Source organism: Citrobacter sp. Cm046 (genome assembly GCF_030333065.1).
Lineage (GTDB): Bacteria > Pseudomonadota > Gammaproteobacteria > Enterobacterales > Enterobacteriaceae > Citrobacter > Citrobacter murliniae.
In genome coordinates this window covers 281,962-299,808 of the sequence record NZ_JAOWGP010000046.1, presented here as the reverse complement: position 1 = coordinate 299,808, position 17,847 = coordinate 281,962, and the positions used below count along the sequence as shown (strand labels likewise).

The 17,847-nt window shown below is 50.2% G+C and carries 17 protein-coding genes; 9 read left to right on the top strand and 8 right to left on the bottom strand.

The window, feature by feature from the left end:
* Positions 1-14: 14 nt before the first annotated feature.
* Positions 15-953 carry an Rpn family recombination-promoting nuclease/putative transposase gene (locus OGX98_RS22675; RefSeq protein ID WP_048222155.1) on the bottom strand — a complete coding sequence of 313 codons (939 nt, stop codon included), beginning with the start codon at positions 951-953 and terminating at the stop codon, positions 15-17.
* A 230-nt stretch (positions 954-1,183) separates the two neighbouring features.
* Between OGX98_RS22675 and OGX98_RS22670 the strand changes: the two genes are divergently transcribed.
* The 3 genes from OGX98_RS22670 (at position 1,184) to mdtM (ending at position 4,268) form a co-directional block, all read left to right on the top strand.
* Positions 1,184-1,999, top strand: coding sequence for a helix-turn-helix transcriptional regulator (locus OGX98_RS22670; protein ID WP_048222157.1), 816 nt, complete (start codon positions 1,184-1,186; stop codon positions 1,997-1,999).
* A 48-nt stretch (positions 2,000-2,047) separates the two neighbouring features.
* Positions 2,048-2,701 carry a LysE family translocator gene (locus OGX98_RS22665; RefSeq protein ID WP_045439384.1) on the top strand — a complete coding sequence of 218 codons (654 nt, stop codon included), beginning with the start codon at positions 2,048-2,050 and terminating at the stop codon, positions 2,699-2,701.
* Between the two features lie 325 nt (positions 2,702-3,026).
* Positions 3,027-4,268, top strand: a complete 1,242-nt coding sequence (gene mdtM, locus OGX98_RS22660; protein ID WP_045439381.1) for a multidrug efflux MFS transporter MdtM — start codon at positions 3,027-3,029, stop codon at positions 4,266-4,268.
* A 107-nt stretch (positions 4,269-4,375) separates the two neighbouring features.
* On the opposite strand, the gene OGX98_RS22655 is transcribed toward mdtM, so the two are convergent.
* The 3 genes from OGX98_RS22655 to OGX98_RS22645 form a co-directional block, all read right to left on the bottom strand.
* The gene (locus OGX98_RS22655) at positions 4,376-4,936 is read right to left on the bottom strand and encodes a YagU family protein (RefSeq protein ID WP_045449427.1); all 561 of its coding nucleotides are present in this window, start codon (positions 4,934-4,936) and stop codon (positions 4,376-4,378) included.
* 242 nt (positions 4,937-5,178) lie between these two features.
* Positions 5,179-6,369 carry a cystathionine beta-lyase gene (gene metC / locus OGX98_RS22650; RefSeq protein ID WP_045439378.1) on the bottom strand — a complete coding sequence of 397 codons (1,191 nt, stop codon included), beginning with the start codon at positions 6,367-6,369 and terminating at the stop codon, positions 5,179-5,181.
* A gap of 31 nt (positions 6,370-6,400) precedes the next feature.
* On the bottom strand, positions 6,401-7,633 hold the full coding sequence (locus OGX98_RS22645) for a dicarboxylate/amino acid:cation symporter (RefSeq protein ID WP_045439370.1): 1,233 nt from the start codon (positions 7,631-7,633) through the stop codon (positions 6,401-6,403).
* A 223-nt stretch (positions 7,634-7,856) separates the two neighbouring features.
* Between OGX98_RS22645 and OGX98_RS22640 the strand changes: the two genes are divergently transcribed.
* The 6 genes from OGX98_RS22640 (at position 7,857) to OGX98_RS22615 (ending at position 12,682) form a co-directional block, all read left to right on the top strand.
* Positions 7,857-8,783, top strand: a complete 927-nt coding sequence (locus OGX98_RS22640) for a LysR family transcriptional regulator (protein WP_045439367.1) — start codon at positions 7,857-7,859, stop codon at positions 8,781-8,783.
* A gap of 73 nt (positions 8,784-8,856) precedes the next feature.
* A complete protein-coding gene (locus OGX98_RS22635; protein WP_286595954.1) occupies positions 8,857-10,137 on the top strand; it encodes a DUF445 domain-containing protein in 1,281 nt (426 codons plus the stop codon).
* A gap of 9 nt (positions 10,138-10,146) precedes the next feature.
* Positions 10,147-10,386 carry a DUF2164 domain-containing protein gene (locus OGX98_RS22630; RefSeq protein WP_045439361.1) on the top strand — a complete coding sequence of 80 codons (240 nt, stop codon included), beginning with the start codon at positions 10,147-10,149 and terminating at the stop codon, positions 10,384-10,386.
* A gap of 119 nt (positions 10,387-10,505) precedes the next feature.
* Positions 10,506-11,657 carry a double-cubane-cluster-containing anaerobic reductase gene (locus OGX98_RS22625; protein WP_045439359.1) on the top strand — a complete coding sequence of 384 codons (1,152 nt, stop codon included), beginning with the start codon at positions 10,506-10,508 and terminating at the stop codon, positions 11,655-11,657.
* A 9-nt stretch (positions 11,658-11,666) separates the two neighbouring features.
* A complete protein-coding gene (gene yjiL, locus OGX98_RS22620; RefSeq protein ID WP_286595953.1) occupies positions 11,667-12,434 on the top strand; it encodes a putative 2-hydroxyacyl-CoA dehydratase activator YjiL in 768 nt (255 codons plus the stop codon).
* A complete protein-coding gene (locus OGX98_RS22615; RefSeq protein WP_045439354.1) occupies positions 12,431-12,682 on the top strand; it encodes a putative Se/S carrier protein in 252 nt (83 codons plus the stop codon). The genes yjiL and OGX98_RS22615 overlap by 4 nt, the downstream gene beginning before the upstream one ends.
* A 700-nt stretch (positions 12,683-13,382) precedes the next feature.
* On the opposite strand, the gene OGX98_RS22610 is transcribed toward OGX98_RS22615, so the two are convergent.
* The 4 genes from OGX98_RS22610 to OGX98_RS22595 all read right to left on the bottom strand — a co-directional run bounded on the left by OGX98_RS22610 (position 13,383) and on the right by OGX98_RS22595 (position 17,814).
* The gene (locus OGX98_RS22610; RefSeq protein WP_286595952.1) at positions 13,383-14,390 is read right to left on the bottom strand and encodes a porin; all 1,008 of its coding nucleotides are present in this window, start codon (positions 14,388-14,390) and stop codon (positions 13,383-13,385) included.
* A gap of 188 nt (positions 14,391-14,578) precedes the next feature.
* Entirely contained in the window at positions 14,579-14,782 is a 204-nt protein-coding gene (locus OGX98_RS22605; RefSeq protein ID WP_045439348.1) for a hypothetical protein, read from the bottom strand.
* Between the two features lie 651 nt (positions 14,783-15,433).
* Positions 15,434-16,207 (bottom strand): Uxu operon transcriptional regulator, encoded by a 774-nt coding sequence (gene uxuR, locus OGX98_RS22600; RefSeq protein ID WP_286595951.1) that lies wholly within the window; start codon positions 16,205-16,207, stop codon positions 15,434-15,436.
* A 131-nt stretch (positions 16,208-16,338) separates the two neighbouring features.
* Entirely contained in the window at positions 16,339-17,814 is a 1,476-nt protein-coding gene (locus OGX98_RS22595) for a fructuronate reductase (protein ID WP_045439343.1), read from the bottom strand.
* Positions 17,815-17,847 lie beyond the last annotated feature (33 nt).

Sequence of the window (17,847 nt, the reverse complement as noted above, 5' to 3'; positions counted from 1 at the left end):
CATTCCCGTAATACCTAATGGCTCAGGTTATAAAGTTCATCAGTGGGAAGCCGGGTAATTTTTTGTACCGTACTGATCTCAATACCGTCTGCCAGCATGGTGCGAGCAATACGCCGTGCTTCAGCGCGTTGACCTTCGATAAGCCCTTCTTGTAGCCCTTCCTCTCGACCTTCCAGCCTGCCTTTTTGTAATCCTGCTTCATGCAGCCTTTCTGCGATCGTCATCAAATTCTCCTTATGTTGCGGTGAACGTTCGGCAACCTCACGGATAAACTCATTGAAGCGAGGAGCATCGCCGGTGCACAAAATATAATTAAACAGTGTCTTAATCTGGCTGTCATTAGTGGACCCGGTAACGAGCAGAGAAACAATTTGTTCAACCAATCCCATAAGATCGCGCTGACGGATATGTTTCTGGATTAGCTCGAGCAATGCCATACGTCGATGCTGCACAATTTCATCGTCAGGGATAACCGTAATATCTACCAGCGGAAACGCTGCAGCATACAGCTGGCGTGCCAGCCCTGGGTTAGCAAACTCATCCAGCCAGCACAGCGACCAGGGATACGGGCTTTTGGCACCGTGATAAAACAGCATCGGCACCACCAAAGGCAGTTGCTTATGTCCGGCATCTAAATGTTTCTGCATGGCTGCTATCGCATAGCGCATCAACCTGAACGCCATATGCGCATCCGGTGTGCTCTGGTGTTCAATCACCACATAAATATATCCATCCCCTTCCGTCGTTTTCACAGACCACAACACATCGGAATAATACGCACGTAAATCCTCTTCAATAAAACTGTCAGACTCGAGATTCAGCGTCTGAAGATCGCAAATTTCACGAAGCGAAGCAGGAAGATGAATCTGCAGAAAATCCCGCGCGGTCTCAGGGTGACGTAAAAACGTCTTAAAAACTGCATCATGCGGTGTGGAGGCTGGCGCTTTATTCATAGCAATCCGTCACCTGAAAGTAAGATGTCGTGACTGTAGCGCCGGTAAACCACGCCCTCACCTCCTACTTTTTACCTTTGCGAGGCATTTTCAGAGATAAATTCGTCTCTCTGCAACGTTCGCATTTCTCTGGAATGCATTACGTAAAAGCACCATGTCGATACACAACACCACTTTTTCACCATGCGGCCTGTGCTATAACAAACCATCACTTTCATGGAGGACACGATGTGACGCATACCCGCGATATTCCACAGTCATTCTGGCGTGATGAACAGCTTCCGTGGCTGGAGCTGCGCAGCACCTGGTGCAGTCAGCAGGCCTATAAGCGTCACCACCATCCCCAGCTTTCGATTGGGGCGATTCTTGAAGGAGAGACATGCTGCATATGTGATGGCAAGGAATACCGCCTGAGCGTAGGCGATCTCATCGTGATCCCGCCTCTGGTGCCTCACAGCTGCAACCCTGTCAGCGGGCAGTTTCGCAGTTACCATATGCTCTATCTTGATGCGCAGTGGTGTCGCTCTCATCTTTCAGCATTGAACTGTAACCCGCAATTTTACTCGCCCACACCCGTGATCCATGACCCACCGTTATTTCAGTGCTATGTGCATCTTGTGGCGTTAATGCGCCAACAGCGGACGGCGCAAATAACCGATGCAGCAATTGTGCTGCTGCGTTCACTGCCGTTGCTGTCGAGAAAACCAACTAACCTAAGCGTCACCAGTCAGTATCTGCGTGAGCGGTTGCAGTCCAGCCTGTTGGCACCGCCCTCGCTGGATGAACTGGCAAATGAATGCAGCATGCGTAAAGAAACGCTGATCCGTACTTTCAAACAAGATACCGGGCTGACGCCGGGAAGCTACCTGAATATTGTGCGGATTAACTATGCCCGCGGGCGGTTGCGCGCCGGGGATGATATTGCCGATGTCAGCTACCAGAGCGGGTTTGCCGACCAGAGCCATTTCCATCGCACCTTTGTCCGTTACACCGCAGCCACGCCGCGTCAGTACGCGTTGGGACGATCAATATCAGACAATAATTAATGTTATGTCAGGCGTAGGGTGATCGCAGATTCATATTCTGAGGTCACTATGGAACGGCTTTCTGCACTCTTCCCCTCCGCTTTTCCCGCACTGGCGCTGGCGCATTTTATGGCGTTGCTCAGTCCCGGGCCGGATTTCTTTTTACTGATCGCCTACGCTGTACGTTATCGGCTGCGTGGTAGCGCCGGGCTGTGTGTGGGCATCGCCATCGGCAATGGGTTGTATATCCTGCTGGCAATTATCGGCTGGGGGATCCTGCGACAGATCCCTCTGCTGTTTACAGCCATTGAATTACTGGGTGCGCTCTATTTATTGTGGATTGGTAGCCTGCTAATCCGCAGTCGTCCGCAAATCGTGGCTGGAGCAGATGCCCGCCTCAATCGCCCTGGATTTGGCAAACAACTGCTGCTGGGACTGGGTTCATCACTGCTCAACCCCAAAAATGCGCTGTTCTATCTGGCGCTGATGACCGCCCTGCTCGGCCCGTCGGTGACGTTGCTACAACAAACCGTTAGCGGTATCTGGATGACGAGCGTAGTGCTGGTCTGGGATCTATTGATCGTGATGTTCATCGGTTTGCCGCAGATCCAGAAACGGTTAACCAGAGGGATCCTGTGGATCGAGCGCATCGCTGGAGGCGTGTTGATCATCTTCGGCAGCGCGATCGCACTGCGGTTTTTACACAGCCTCACGCTCAGTTAAGCATGGTGATTTTCTTCAGATTAACCCTATAAACTCGTTTAATTATCATCCAATTCGCATTACACTGCGGTTTGACTATTTTCCGTTCAACTTAATTCTCTTCCCGAGGTGTGATGTGCTGATTGTTACCTGTAATCGTTACGCTTTCTGACCTCATCAGAGATGCGTATGTCCTGTTTGTGCTTCGCGCAGACAGCGTTTTTGATTACATGAAATTCAGTACATCTGCAGTCTGTTTTTTCTGTCACCAGCCTGACGTCTCAAAAGACGGTATTGAATTTCGCTATTCCCGTTGAGGGTATTCTCCCGACAAGGAGCTGTTTTTATGCAACGGATTTTCGCGTTTTTCGCCCAACGCGCCACAACGCTATTCTTCCCCATCGCGCTGATTTTATATGACTTCGCCGCCTATTTGTCGACGGACCTGATCCAGCCCGGCATCATTAATGTAGTACGGGATTTTAACGCCGATGTCAGCCTGGCACCGGCTGCGGTCAGTCTGTATCTGGCGGGAGGTATGGCGCTGCAGTGGCTGTTAGGTCCGCTTTCCGACCGAATTGGCCGCCGACCGGTACTGATTGCAGGAGCATTAATCTTTACTCTTGCCTGTGCGGCCACGTTGTTCACCACCTCAATGACGCAATTTCTGATCGCGCGTTTTATTCAGGGCACCAGCATCTGCTTTATCGCCACGGTAGGTTATGTCACGGTGCAGGAGGCATTTGGTCAAACTAAGGCCATTAAACTGATGGCGATAATCACCTCCATTGTGCTGGTTGCGCCGGTTATCGGCCCACTCTCCGGGGCGGCGCTGATGCACTTTGTACACTGGAAGATCCTGTTTGCCATTATCGCCGCTATGGGGCTTATCGCCCTGATTGGGTTAGCGTTAGCGATGCCGGAAACTGTCCAGCGCGGCTCGGTGCCGTTCAGTGCGCGCAGCGTACTGCGTGATTTCCGCGACGTTTTTCGCAACCGGGTGTTCCTCTTTGGCGCAGCCACACTTTCGCTGAGTTATATCCCGATGATGAGCTGGGTAGCGGTTTCGCCAGTGATCCTGATTGATGCCGGCGGCATGACCACATCGCAGTTTGCCTGGGCGCAGGCTCCGGTATTTGGTGCCGTGATCGTCGCCAATATGGTGGTCGTGCGTTTTGTGAAGGATCCAACGAAGCCGCGCTTTATCTGGCGTGCTGCGCCCATTCAACTGAGCGGACTGGCGGTACTGATTGGCGGTAATTTGCTGTGGCCGCATGTGTGGCTGTGGTCGGTGCTGGGGACCAGCCTGTATGCATTTGGCATCGGGATGATCTTCCCAACGCTATTCCGTTTTACGTTGTTTTCTAACAACTTGCCGAAGGGTACGGTCTCCGCGTCGCTAAACATGGTGATCCTGACAGTGATGGCAGTTTCGGTCGAAGTCGGACGCTGGCTGTGGTTTAACGGCGGCAGGCTTTCGTTTCACCTGTTGGCGGTCGTGGCGGGTATTGCCGTGGTGTTCACGCTGGCCGGATTATTGAAGCGAGTGCGTCAGCATGAGGCAACAGCGTTAGTCACCGAAAACTAAACTTCTATAAGCTGCCCCCGGTACCTGAACACTAATATTCGTGTTTGCAAGTCGGGGGCAAGCCATAACAAGCCATAAGAAGCCATAAATAGTGCATCTACTTTTGATCATCTGGCTAAATGTAACGGAACTTCAGCATCCGGTTCATGCGTGATCCGATTTCTCAGGTCACGGCGAATCATTTCAATCACCCAAAACCAAAAAATGTGCCCCACTATTTCAGAAACATATTCATCGAATGGTAGTTGGGACAACGGTGGTGAAAGATGAAATGCCGGGATGAAGATACCATGAACAGCCACTGTCACGATCAACCCCGCTAATACACCTTGCCAAAGTTTTACTTTCGGAAAAATTTCAGCAGCGACACAGTAACCCACGGCAAAGACTAAGGAAAAAATGATGTGCGTTACCATCACCGGATTAATCACGTGTTCTGAAAAAGTGTAAACCGTCTGCGTCGGATCAATCCCCAGATAGTCTCTCAGGAAAAGATACGGCGGATTAAATTCATTACGTCCCAAAGAAAACGTTCTGGGAGGAAGTGGGACTTCAGCCCCCCACTTAACAAATGCAGAGAGAATCCCGGAAACGATACCAACCAGTAACGCGACACCATAATGACGACGTTCCGGCGCTGTTCTTATAAAAAAATCATTAAGATTCATAATATAACCATCCCTTACGTAAAATAATAACATTGAGGATCCTGATCAATGCTACCCGTATGAGATGATGAAAATTGTGACAAAGATTAATTTTGACAAAAAATGATCTAATTTGATTTTAAATGATGTATTTTGATTGGTATTGTCGACCACAACTTCTATGCAACCCCGCAAAACAAGCACTTTATCCGGCCTGTGTAGCCACAGCAGGCCGGATAAGTGTCTGCATTTATCACTTTACGTTACGCGATTCGTGCAAACCCCGCTTCCAGATCAGCAATCAGATCGCCAACATCTTCCAGGCCGATATGCACCCTGACCAGCGTTCCGCTGAAATCGACATCCCCGGCTGGGCGAATGCTGTTCAGCTCTTCCGGCTGGTTGGCCAGAATGAGTGATTCGAATCCTCCCCACGAATAGGCCATATGGAACAAAGAAAAATTATCGAGAAAATTAGCCATCTGTTCGTCGGTCAGTCTCTTTTTCAGGACAAACGAGAACAGGCCTGAGCTACCGGCAAAATCACGCTGAAAATACTCATGACCGGGGCATTCCGGTAACGCCGGATGATTCACCCGCGCCACTTCAGGTCTCGCCGACAGCCAACGCGCAATATGGATGCTGCTCTCCTGGTGCTGTTTAAGACGTACAGCCAGCGTACGTAATCCGCGGCTACCGTTGTAAGCCGTATCGGCATCCAGCGTTTGCCCCATCAGATAGGAGTTTTCACGCAAACGATCCCAACAGCGGGCGTTCGACACCGCCGTCCCCAGCATGCCGTCCGAATGGCCAATGGTGTACTTCGTGCCAGCCTGAATGGAAATATCCACGCCGAAGTCCAGCGCTTTAAACAGCACTCCCGCCGCCCAGGTGTTGTCGATCATGATGACGATCTCTGGGTTCACCGCGCGGATCGCCTTCACCATTCCCGGCACGTCCTGGACTTCCATAGTGATTGAACTGGGGGATTCCAGGAACACCACTTTCGTCTCAGGGCGCAGAAGATCGACAATGCCTGCACCAATTAGCGGATCGTAATAAGTGGTTTCCACATTGAATTTACTCAGGATCTTATTACAGAAATCCTGAGTGGGTTCATAGGCCGCTCCGGTCATCAGGATATGATCGCCGCTTTGGACAAACGCCAGAATCGCATTGGTGACCGCCGCCGCACCGCACGGGTACAGCGCACAACCCGCACCGCCTTCCAGGTCGCTCATTGCCTTCTGGAATGCGAAGTGTGTGTAAGTTCCGCGACGACCGTAGAACAGTTCGCCATTCGCACGATTGGCGGTGGCAAATTTTTTGTCCTTCACGGTATCGAACACCAGCGAAGAGGCGCGCTGGATCACCGGATTCACCGCTCCCTGGGTGTAACGTTTGTCGCGACCAGCAACGACCAGTTGCGTTTCAAGCTTGATTGCGTCTTTCATAACTTCTCCTGTTCTAAATCCGTGTGAAAACCTATACCACCGCAGCAGTAGAGTTTATTTCAGTATTGGTCTGCTTTTTTCCAGCGAACCGCTCGACAATCTGTGCCGCATTCAAATCATGGATCACGTTAATCAGCGTGGCCGGAGCATCGGTAATCGTGCCCAGCACCACCAGCATCGGGATGGCTTCCATCGGCAAGCCCAGCGTCGTCACGATAAAAATCTCTCCTAAAAACGCCCCACCTGGTACACCGCCGACAATAATGGCGGAGAGAACGGCAATCAGCATCGTCAGGAAGAATGTCTCAGTGGTGAACTCCATGCCCAGCACCGAATAGATAAAGACGATTTTCAGTGCGGCAATCATCGCCACGCCGCCTTTATTCAGGTTGACCAGTAGCGGAATAGAGACATCAACGATTTCCGGGTTAATTCCCATCGCCTTACCCGCACGCAGCGTCACAGGGAGTGTGCCCAGTGAAGAACACGTCCCTAACGCCGTGGCTGACGGTTCAATCGCATTACGCCAGAAGGCTTTGACCGCCGGAATACCGCCGCCAATATACGAATAGAGAATAGAACCCAAAACGAAGTAGACCAGCGTGGCAACCATAAACAGACCAATGGCGCGGGCAAAGGTTAACAGCAGACCAGAGTCCTGACTGGCCATCGTGGCGGCGAAATAGCAGCCAAGACCAATCGGCGCCACTTTCATAATGATTGAAACGATCTTCATGATGACGGTGTTGGCATCTTCCAGCAGCGACGCAATACGCTTACCCGCCTGTTCAGATTGTCCTATCGCCACTCCGGCGATAATCGCCATCACGATCAGCGCCAGAATATTGGACTTAGAGAACAGCCCGATAAAGTCACTGGTGGTGATCATACTGACAAAATCCATCTTGCCGCTGCCCGCCTGTACAGACTGCGAAAGATCGATAGTGACGCCCTGCGCCGGGTTATACCATAGCGCCAGCGCCACAATTCCGGCAGCCGGAATAAAGGCCATTGCGATCGAGACAATAAAGATAATCGCCATAATACGTCCCAGCCTTTTCAGGTCGGTCATACTGGCGATGGAGGACATGACGCTGATACCCACCAGCGGCACAATAATCATAAATAACAGGTTTAAAAATATCTGACCTATTGGTTGGAGTTTACTTGCAAACGTCGGGGCATAAATACCTAATAAGCCACCAATAACCAGAGCAATTAATAAAATAATCGACGATTTGTAGGGTTCGAGTCGTGACCACATAATGGGTACCTTTAAAATTATAAAATATTAAATGAGATTAAATTCACATTTTGATGAGTTTTCGCTCCGCCTCCTTATATTTGTGATGCAACTCACTTAAGTTGTTATTTTTTCATTTTGCCAGCAAGTTGTTTCCTGTGATTCAATAGTTGCATGTTTAAAACGCGAATGTAACGGCCTATTCGTACCGTTTATGCAAATCACTTGTGAATTTAAGGAAACAATGAGTACGCCGATTTCACTCAAGCATCTGGAGTTTTTTGTCAAAATCGTCGACTGCGGAGGATTATCTGAAGCCGCCGCGCAACTCAACGTATCGCCTTCAGCGGTAAGTAAAAGCCTGACTGCCATGGAGGACACGCTGGGTACGACATTAATTAAACGTACCACCCGCAGTATTACTCTGACCGATGCAGGGCAATATTTATTTAACCGCGCGAATAAGTTATTGAAAGAGTTTGATGAAACGCTGAACACGACCTCCGGCTATTACCACAGTCCGCAGGGTGAATTACGTATAACCTGTTCGATCGCTTTTGGTTATTCACGACTGGTAAACCTGGTGGATAAATATCGCTCCCAGTTCCCGGATGTGAATCTGTATATCGATCTCAACGATAACTTCGTCAATCTGAACGAAACAGATTTCGACATCGCCCTGCGCATCTCCACAGCACCGCCACAAAACTATGCGATGCGCAAGCTGGTGCCTATCCGCTGGGCGTACTGCGCATCACCCGGCTACCTTGCCAAAAAAGGTATGCCCCAGCACCGTAGCGATCTGGTGAATCATGATTGTCTGGTTTACCCCGGCCTCACGCCGGTGCTAAAAGTGGCAGATGAACAGGATCGTCTGCATCAGTTGAAGCTGCACATGCCAATCCAGGCCAACAGCAGTCTGGTATTGCTGAAATCGGTATTAGAAGATCAAGGGGTGGCGTATTTACCCACCTATCTGATTGGCGATCATATTCAAAAAGAAGAGATAACGCCGCTGATGCTCGATGGCACCATCACCTGCGAAACCCACGCCCTTTACGCGCTCTATTTTCCCAGCAAGTACAGTAATCCGAAGGTGCGATCGTTTATCGACTTTCTGGTAACGGAACTCGGCCCATTACCCGCATGGGACAACTGGATCCCTGGGTAAAATCTCCACCTAAAAATGGGAGGTACGCCACATTTTTTGCGCGATCCCAGCGTCTGGCTCTATCCTTAAGCCTATGAATAAAATTACTGAACTCAAACGCGCCAAGCGACTGGCGCTCTCTCTGCTGCTGATCGCTGCTGCGACGTTCGTCATCACCCTGTTTCTGCCGCCAAACTTCTGGGTACTCGGAATCAAGGCGATAGCCGAAGCGGCGATGGTCGGCGCACTGGCGGACTGGTTCGCCGTGGTTGCACTTTTTCGTCGGGTACCGATTCCATTTATCTCGCAACACACGGCGATCATCCCGCGTAACAAAGACAGAATCGGCGAGAACCTCGGTAAGTTCGTGCAGGAAAAATTCCTCGATACCCAGTCGCTGGTGGCGTTGATCCGCCGCCATGAGCCGGCCTTGCTGATTGGTAACTGGTTCAGCCAGCCGGAAAACGCCCAGCGCATTGGTCAGCACCTGCTGCAAATTATGAGTGGTTTTCTCGAACTGACCGACGACTCCCGCATCCAGCGGCTGATCAAGCGCGCGGTGCACAAGGCTATCGACAAGGTTGATCTTTCCGGTACCAGTGCGCTAATGCTGGAAAGCATGACCAAAAACAATCGCCACCAGGAGCTGCTCGACACGCTGATTACGCAGTTGATCACCCTGCTACAGCGCGACAGCTCACGGGCGTTTATTGCGCAGCAGATCGTGCGCTGGCTGGAGACAGAACACCCGCTAAAAGCGAAACTCCTGCCGACCGAATGGCTGGGCGAGCACAGCGCCGAGCTGGTGTCTGATGCGGTCAACTCCCTGCTGGATGACATCAGCCACGATCGGACGCATCAGATCCGCCATGCCTTCGATCGTGCCACGTTTAAACTGATTGATAAGCTCAAACACGATCCGGAGATGGCTGTCCGGGCGGAAAGTCTCAAAAGCTATCTGAAAGAGGATGAAGCCTTTAACCGTTATCTCGGCGAGTTGTGGGCGGATCTGCGCCAGTGGGTGAAAACCGACATTAACGCCGACGATTCCCGCGTGAAACAGCGTATCGCCAGTGCCGGGCAGTGGTTCGGTGAAACGCTGGTTGCCGACAGCGCCTTGCGCGCTTCGCTGAATGGACATCTTGAGCAGGCCGCGCGTAAGATCGCACCGGAGTTCGCTACCTTCCTGACACGCCATATCAGCGACACGGTAAAAAGCTGGGATGCGCGTGATATGTCACAGCAAATCGAGCTGAACATCGGCAAAGATTTGCAGTTTATTCGCGTCAACGGCACGCTGGTTGGCGGTTCTATAGGACTGGTGTTATATCTGTTGTCGCAAATTCCTTCCCTGCTGACACTGCCGAATTTTTAAGGAGAAAAAATGGCTGAAATCACTCTGGCCCCGGCGGATCGTGATCGTCTGCGTAGCGAGCTTGAAACGTACTGTAGCGACCACTTTGATCTTGAGCTTGAACAATTCGACGCCGAGTTCTTTATTGATTTTATTATCGAAAAACTGGGATCTGCTTTCTACAACGCGGGAATTGAAGAGGCGATCCGCACCCATATTGCCTGGAGCGAACGGATCCAGGAAGAAATGGATCTGAAGAAAATTCTATGACCGCATACTGTAGATGGACAAATGTATACATCGCGAGGGAGATCAATAAATACACAATAACTATAAGGTTATAATGCGGCGTCTTTTCACTGTCTCCCGTGTTACGGGGAAGGAAAACCATGTCGCTTATCACTGATTTACCCGCCATTTTCAACCAATTCTCCGACGCTCGTCAGAAAGGCTTCCTTACCGTAATGGATCTTAAAGAGCAGGGAATTCCGCTCGTTGGGACCTATTGCACCTTTATGCCGCAAGAGATCGCGATGGCTGCTGGAGCTGTTGTCGTTTCGCTGTGTTCCACCTCTGACGAAACCATTGAAGAAGCTGAAAAGGACCTCCCGCGTAACCTCTGTCCGTTGATCAAAAGCAGCTACGGCTTTGGTAAAACCGACAAATGCCCCTACTTCTACTTTTCTGACCTGGTGGTGGGCGAAACCACCTGCGACGGCAAGAAGAAGATGTACGAGTACATGGCCGAATTTAAAGCGGTACATGTGATGCAACTGCCCAACAGCGCCAACGATGCGGCCTCTCGTGCGCTATGGAAAGCTGAGATCCTGCGTCTGCAACAAGGTATCGAAGCCCGTTTTGGTACCCCTATTACCGAAGCTGCGCTACGTGAAGCCATTATGCTCAAAAACAGAGAACGTCGCGCGCTGGCGAATTTCTACCGCGTTGGCCAACTCAACCCGCCTGCGCTCAGCGGCAGTGACATCCTGAAAGTGGTGTACGGCGCGACCTTCCGTTTTGATAAAGAGGCGCTTATCGACGAGCTGAACAGCATGGCCGAGCGCGTACGTCAGGAATGGCAGGACGGCAAACGCCTGGAATCACGGCCCCGCATTCTGATCACCGGTTGTCCCATTGGCGGTGCGGCAGAAAAAGTGGTCCGCGCCATTGAAGATAACGGCGGCTGGGTGGTGGGCTATGAAAACTGCACCGGTGCTAAAGCCACAGAACAGTGCGTGGAAGAAACCGGCGACGTCTATGATGCGCTGACCGATAAATATCTCGCTATTGGTTGCTCCTGTATCTCACCTAACGATCAGCGTCTGAAAATGCTCAGCCAGATGGTCGAAGAGTATCAAGCCGACGGCGTTGTCGATGTTATCCTACAAGCCTGTCATACCTATGCCGTTGAATCACTTGCGATTAAACGCCACGTTCGCCAGCAACACAATATTCCTTATATCGCCATTGAAACTGACTACTCCAGCGCAGATATCGGCCAGCTGAGCACCCGCGTCGCCGCGTTTATTGAAATGCTGTGAGGAGCACGGATGACATACTCAATAGGGATCGATTCCGGCTCCACGGCGACCAAAGGCATTCTGCTGGAAGGAGGTATTATCAAACGCCGCTTCCTCTGCCCTACGCCTTTTCGCCCCGCAGAAGCGATCGCGCAGGCATGGGAAACACTGCAAGCCGGGCTGGATGTACGACCGTTATTAACCCTCACGGGTTACGGACGTCAGCTCGTGGATTATGCCGATAAGCAGGTCACTGAAATTTCCTGTCATGGACTGGGGGCGCGCTTGCTGGCGCCCGACACCCGTATGGTGATTGATATCGGCGGTCAGGACAGTAAAGTCATACAGTTGGACGATGATGGCAACCTCAGCGATTTTTTAATGAACGACAAATGTGCGGCCGGGACCGGACGGTTTCTGGAAGTCATCTCACGCACTCTTGGCGCCAGTGTGGAGCAACTCGATACCATTACCGCAGGCGTAGAACCACATGCTATCAGCAGCATGTGTACAGTGTTTGCCGAGTCAGAAGTTATCAGCCTGCGCTCAGCAGGCATTGCGCCGGAAGCGATTCTGGCAGGCGTGATCAATGCGATGGCCAGACGCAGCGCGAACTTTATCGGGCGGCTTTCAGCACAAGGGCCATTGTTGTTTACCGGCGGCGTCAGCCACTGCAACGCCTTCGCGCGTATGCTCGAAGGACATCTCGGCATCCCCGTTCATACCCATCCCGACGCACAATTTGCCGGTGCCGTGGGTGCAGCACTGATTGGCCATCGTCAGAGGAAACGCCAGTGACGGAAACGCTGTTCTTATTTCATTCCACCGTCGGCGTCATCAAAATGCGCAAGGCGTTACAGGCTGCAGCGATCAACTTTCGGGTGGCGGATATCCCCCGCCAGCTGCGCGGTGGCTGCGGATTGTGTATCTATGTGAACTGTGCTGCGGATGAGGAAGCGCAGTGGGTGATCCCGGGACATACCGAATCTATTTACCGCTTTGAGGACGGAGAGTGGCGCTGCATTGCCACGTTTGCCGCCTCCTGACCGCTCAAGCCCGTCTGTTTATAATACATACCAAAATAATTCGAGTTGCATGAAGGCGGCAAACGAGTGAATACCAAGGAGCGAACACAAGTACGTGACTGGGGTTAGCGAGTGCTGCCAACGCACAGGCAACTTGAAGTATGACGGGTATATTCATAAAGAGTAACAGGATCCCAGTAAGCGTATATTGTTGGTGTCAGTTTGGACACGGGCAGTGCTCAAACTGGCAAGTAAAATAGCCTAATGGGATAAGCTCTAAGCCAGAAAGTCACCAGATATATATAGTGTTCAGATGACTCCGCAATTCAATATCAAAATTTAATAGCACACAAATAACAGCCAGACATTTTCTAGTTCTTTTTACAAAGAACTGGCGGAAAATGTGTAAAAATGGACATATCAATTCAACATCAACAACGCTCGCGGAAATAGCTTATACCATGACTAAAAACCCCATTATTGGTCTAATTGTTCTTTTCAGCTTAGTTGATATAGTAAAGGGTTATAGAAATTGTTGGCAGCGTGGATTCGTTTATTATATTGACATCCACAACGGTATTTCTTTGGCAGGAGGTAGCGTTTGTTTTACAAGCCTGCTCCATTGCTTGTGTTTTTTTATCAATATGAAAATAGCGGGAAGAAAGACTCAATATAAAAAGGTATCTTACTGAAGATACCTTTTTCATATCATAACAAAAAGTTAGAACTGATAGGTCAGGCCTGCAACGACTTCGTTGTCACCGTTAGTGCCATTGAGGAGGTTAATCTTGTAACCAACATCAGCAACGATGTTTTTATTGAAGTAGTAGTCTGTACCCAGCGCGACATATTCGGTCAGGTCAGTATTGTTGTCATCACGCGCATGCACATAAGCCACGTTCGGACGCAGACCGAAATCAAACACATAGGCAGCCATCGCTTCAAAGTGCTGCGCTTTGTCCGCGTCCTGAATCAGGTTATGAGATTCGCCATACATGGTCGCAACGTAGATAGCGTTAGCGTCATACTTCAGGCCAGCCCCCCAGAACTCTGCGTTTTCCCCATTCCAGCCGTGTTGTTTCTGATCGGTAGTCACCGCACTGGTTGAATAGGCTGCAACAGCAGACACACCAGAATCCGCGATGTTGTCATAGCCCAGAGAGAAGCCGTAGCCGTTACCATGCTGCTTAGCAGGGTTAGCGTCGGAATCATCCTGACCCTGGTATTGCGCAGCCACGTTTATGCCATCAACGGCGCCAAACAGATTTTTGGTACGGAGTGTTGCAACACCAGAAGTGCGTGTAGTAAGGAAACGGTCAGTATCTTCATAGGAGTCACCACCGAACTCTGACAGAGTGTCAGTGTAAACTCCCACATCGTAAGCGATACCGTAGTTACGGCCATAGTCAAAGCTAATGTTGTGACCATAATCCAGGCCAGCAAACGCCAGACGTGTATTAACGCCATTCTGCGACCCTTCTGCTTTAGAGGCATCAAACTGACTTTCAAACTGGCCATAACCGGTCAGTTGATCGTTGATTTGTGTCTCGCCGCGGAAACCCAGACGTGCATAGGTACCGTCAGTATCAGTACCATCAGTCCAGGAATGAACCGCTTTTACTTTGCCGTACAGATCCAGTTTGTTGCCATCTTTGTTATAAATTTCCGCTGCATGAACGGAAGTTACCCCTAATGCCATCACTGTTAATGCCACTGCTGTCTTTTTCATATTTTTACTCACTTTTAATTGTGAATTTTGCTATCAACTTTGTTATGAGGGCAGCGTGCCCACATAAAAAAGTCCCCTATCAAGTAAGGGGAAAAATCAATAACATACCAATAAAGGTAATAATGAAGTGGCAAGACATAATTCATTTTCAGGATTTTAAATAAAATCCAGACAGAGAATGGCTATTTTTATTCCTGGGGTTCACTCTGATTAATAGAACGATGTAACATTAATGCCTCAGCAATAATATCCTGTTTACTTTTTCGTGTTTCAAATGCCAGCGTTCGAACATATTCCCACAGAGAGGTATCGACACGAGCACTTAAAAGAACCATATCTTTAGATCGGGTACCCCTTGCTTTTCGAATATCTGGATAATCTCGAGAGGGCATAGTCAACTCCTGAACGCAATAACACGCTTATGGCGATGAAATATGCAGCCAGTGTAAAAACATGTCAATGGCAAAAATATCCCCACAATAGTAATAAAACTGTTAATAAACACCCAAAAAATGGAACGTCATTTCAAATGAAAGATAACTTTATTATAGAATAATATGTAATGATTACTTTACGTATATTGTTTCTTATTCACCTGACTAAAAAATTGGGTACTGGAAATGATAATCACGATACGTAATCAAAACATCATTCCGGCCAATAGGTTACATAGCGTTATTAATGTCTACATTCGCATAAAACGCTTTTTTTTATGCGATGTTAGACAAGATTAATCGCCTCAAACTTCTGCGCAAATCACTTTAATTCTCACTTAACATTGGTCAGCTTTGTCTAAAAATAAGCACGGAAAGGTAAATTTAAGGTAACGAAGGCATTCTTTCGCCTTTAAAAATAAGTCATTTTTAATTGATACAAATCAATTTTTACTCTGCTCTCACGGCGCAAGAAAATCACCATCCGGCAGGATGGAAACAATTTATTACGCCGAATTTAACGTGCGAAGATGGGGGAATGTATCGTAATACAACAGAACAAAGTGAAGCGCGAACTGAAACAGTCCGCGTTGTACTCAGCGGGAGAAATCAGGCGTTAACTTTATCCAGTGGCCAGGATTCAAACAGATAGCCATCAAAGTCGATATCATCGACATTAGAAAACTCCAGCAGACGCTGTTTGACGTTTTCCAGATGCTGCCACATCGCCAGCTTGGCCGCACGGGCGTCCTTTTTGATCAACGCCGCCAGGATCTGCTTATGGTCACCCAGCCATTCTTTGCGGTAATGCGTATCGTCGAGATGGCTGTGTAGCTGGATCCACATTGGGTTGTTCTCACGCCACTGCCAGGACTGGCGAAACAGTTCCACCAACATACTGTTATGCGTCGCCTCAGCAATGGCGAGATGGAACTGCATATCACCGCTTTCTGTACCGTTCGGTTCGCTGGAAGCCAGTTCTCGCTCTTCCAGTTGTAACGCCTGGCGCATTTTGACGATATCTTCGCGGGTAGCCTGCAGAGCAGCAAATTCAGCAATATTGCTTTCAAGTAGCTGACGAGCCTGTAACAGCTCAAAAGGACCGGCATCGTTACAATGGTTCACATCGGTGTTATCCATTGCCTGAGCGTCTGCGTTATCAAGCACATAGATCCCGGCGCCACGCCGCACGTCCACCAGCCCTTTAATTTCCAGCATGATTAACGCTTCGCGTACCACCGTTCGGGTGACATTGAGCATCTCGGCAATTTCACGCTCCGGCGGCAGGCGCTCACCAGGATTGTACGGCGTCTGTACAATTAGATCGCGGATCATTGCGCCCACTTCCTGGTAGGGCCTTTGCTGAGAAGTGTTCGATTTCATAATGTTATGCCCGTCAGATACGTTTATTCAGATCCGGTGATTCGGTATCGAACTATAGCATTTGTGGAGAGCCAAAAACAGGAAACGGGTCAACCAAATAGACTTTTGATTGACCCGTCATCGTGGGGAAGTTATGCGTCAGCGCTTAACGCCGCAACGCACTCACGCGCGCCCTGCTCACACAGCTGTTGATAGCTCGCGATAATCGCATCGACAAAGTCGGCCTTTTCCGCTAAATCGTGACCAAAAATCCCACTTAATCCCAGCAGAGCCGTAACACGTTCGGCTCCCTGATATTGCTGGTTGATCCGCTGATATTCCGCCAGTAATGGGTCGACAACGTCAATTGCCTGCCCCTGCTCATCCACACCCAGGGTGTAACGCATCCAGCCCGCCACACCGAGCGCCAGGTGTCGCCAGTCGCTGCCGTTCTGCAAATGCAGACGTACTGGATCCAGCAAGCGCTGCGGCAGTTTCTGGCTGCCGTCCATCGCAATCTGCCATGTACGGTGGCGCAGGGAAGGATTACTGAAGCGCTCAATCAGCAGCGTCGCATAGGCTTTAAGATCGGTGCCTTCCGGCATAGAGAGCGTCGGAGCCTGCTCCTGCATCATCAGTGCAAAGGCTGCTTTGCGGTATGCCGGATTAGTCATGGTATCCGCGATGGTTTCATACCCACCGAGGTAGCCCAGATAGGCAAGGAAAGAGTGGCTGCCGTTAAGCATGCGCAGCTTCATCATTTCAAATGGCACCACGTCGGCAACAAACTGCGCACCGACTTTATCCCAGTCAGGACGACCATTAACAAAGTTATCTTCAATCACCCACTGGCGGAACGGCTCACAGGCGATAGCACACGGATCATACACGCCCAGTTGATCAGCGACTTCCTGTAACATCTCAGGGGTCGCCGCCGGAACGATACGATCCACCATAGTGCACGGGAAGGTAGCGTGAGTTTCAATCCATTTCGCCAGCTCCGGATCGCGCGCTTGTGCCAGCCCCAGCACCGCGACTTTTGCCACATGACCGTTTTCACGAACGTTGTCGCAGGACATCACGGTAAAGGCCGCCAGTCCCTGCTCACGGCGCAGATGCAGCGCCTGCACAATGTAGCCAATAGCTGATTTCGGTGCCGCCGGGTTTGCCAGATCATGTTGGATCAGTGGATTATTGAGATCTAACTGACCGCTGGCAGCATCCGTGCAGTAGCCTTTTTCGGTTACCGTCAGAGAGACAATCGCCGTCTGCGGTCGCGCCATAGCCTGCAGAATACCGTCACAACCATCAAGATCCGGGTGTAACGCTTCTTTCATCGAGCCGATGACTTTCAGCACGGTGTCGTCAGCCCCTTTCTCCGCCACGGTATACAGAAGCTGCTGCTTTTTCAGATTTTCGATCAGCACACGGTCATTACCCGGCATCAGGTTCACTTCACAGATGCCCCAGTCGCTGTCTGTTTGTTCCAGTAAATGGTGCGTATACAACGCCTGATGCGCACGGTGAAAAGCACCGCATCCCAGGTGAACAATACGGGATTGCAGACGAGAATGATCCCACGCCGGGCGTGCAACCGGCAGGTTGCTGTTAGCAATTGTCGTAGTCATCGCGAACTCCATAACCCATCGGAAATGCCGACG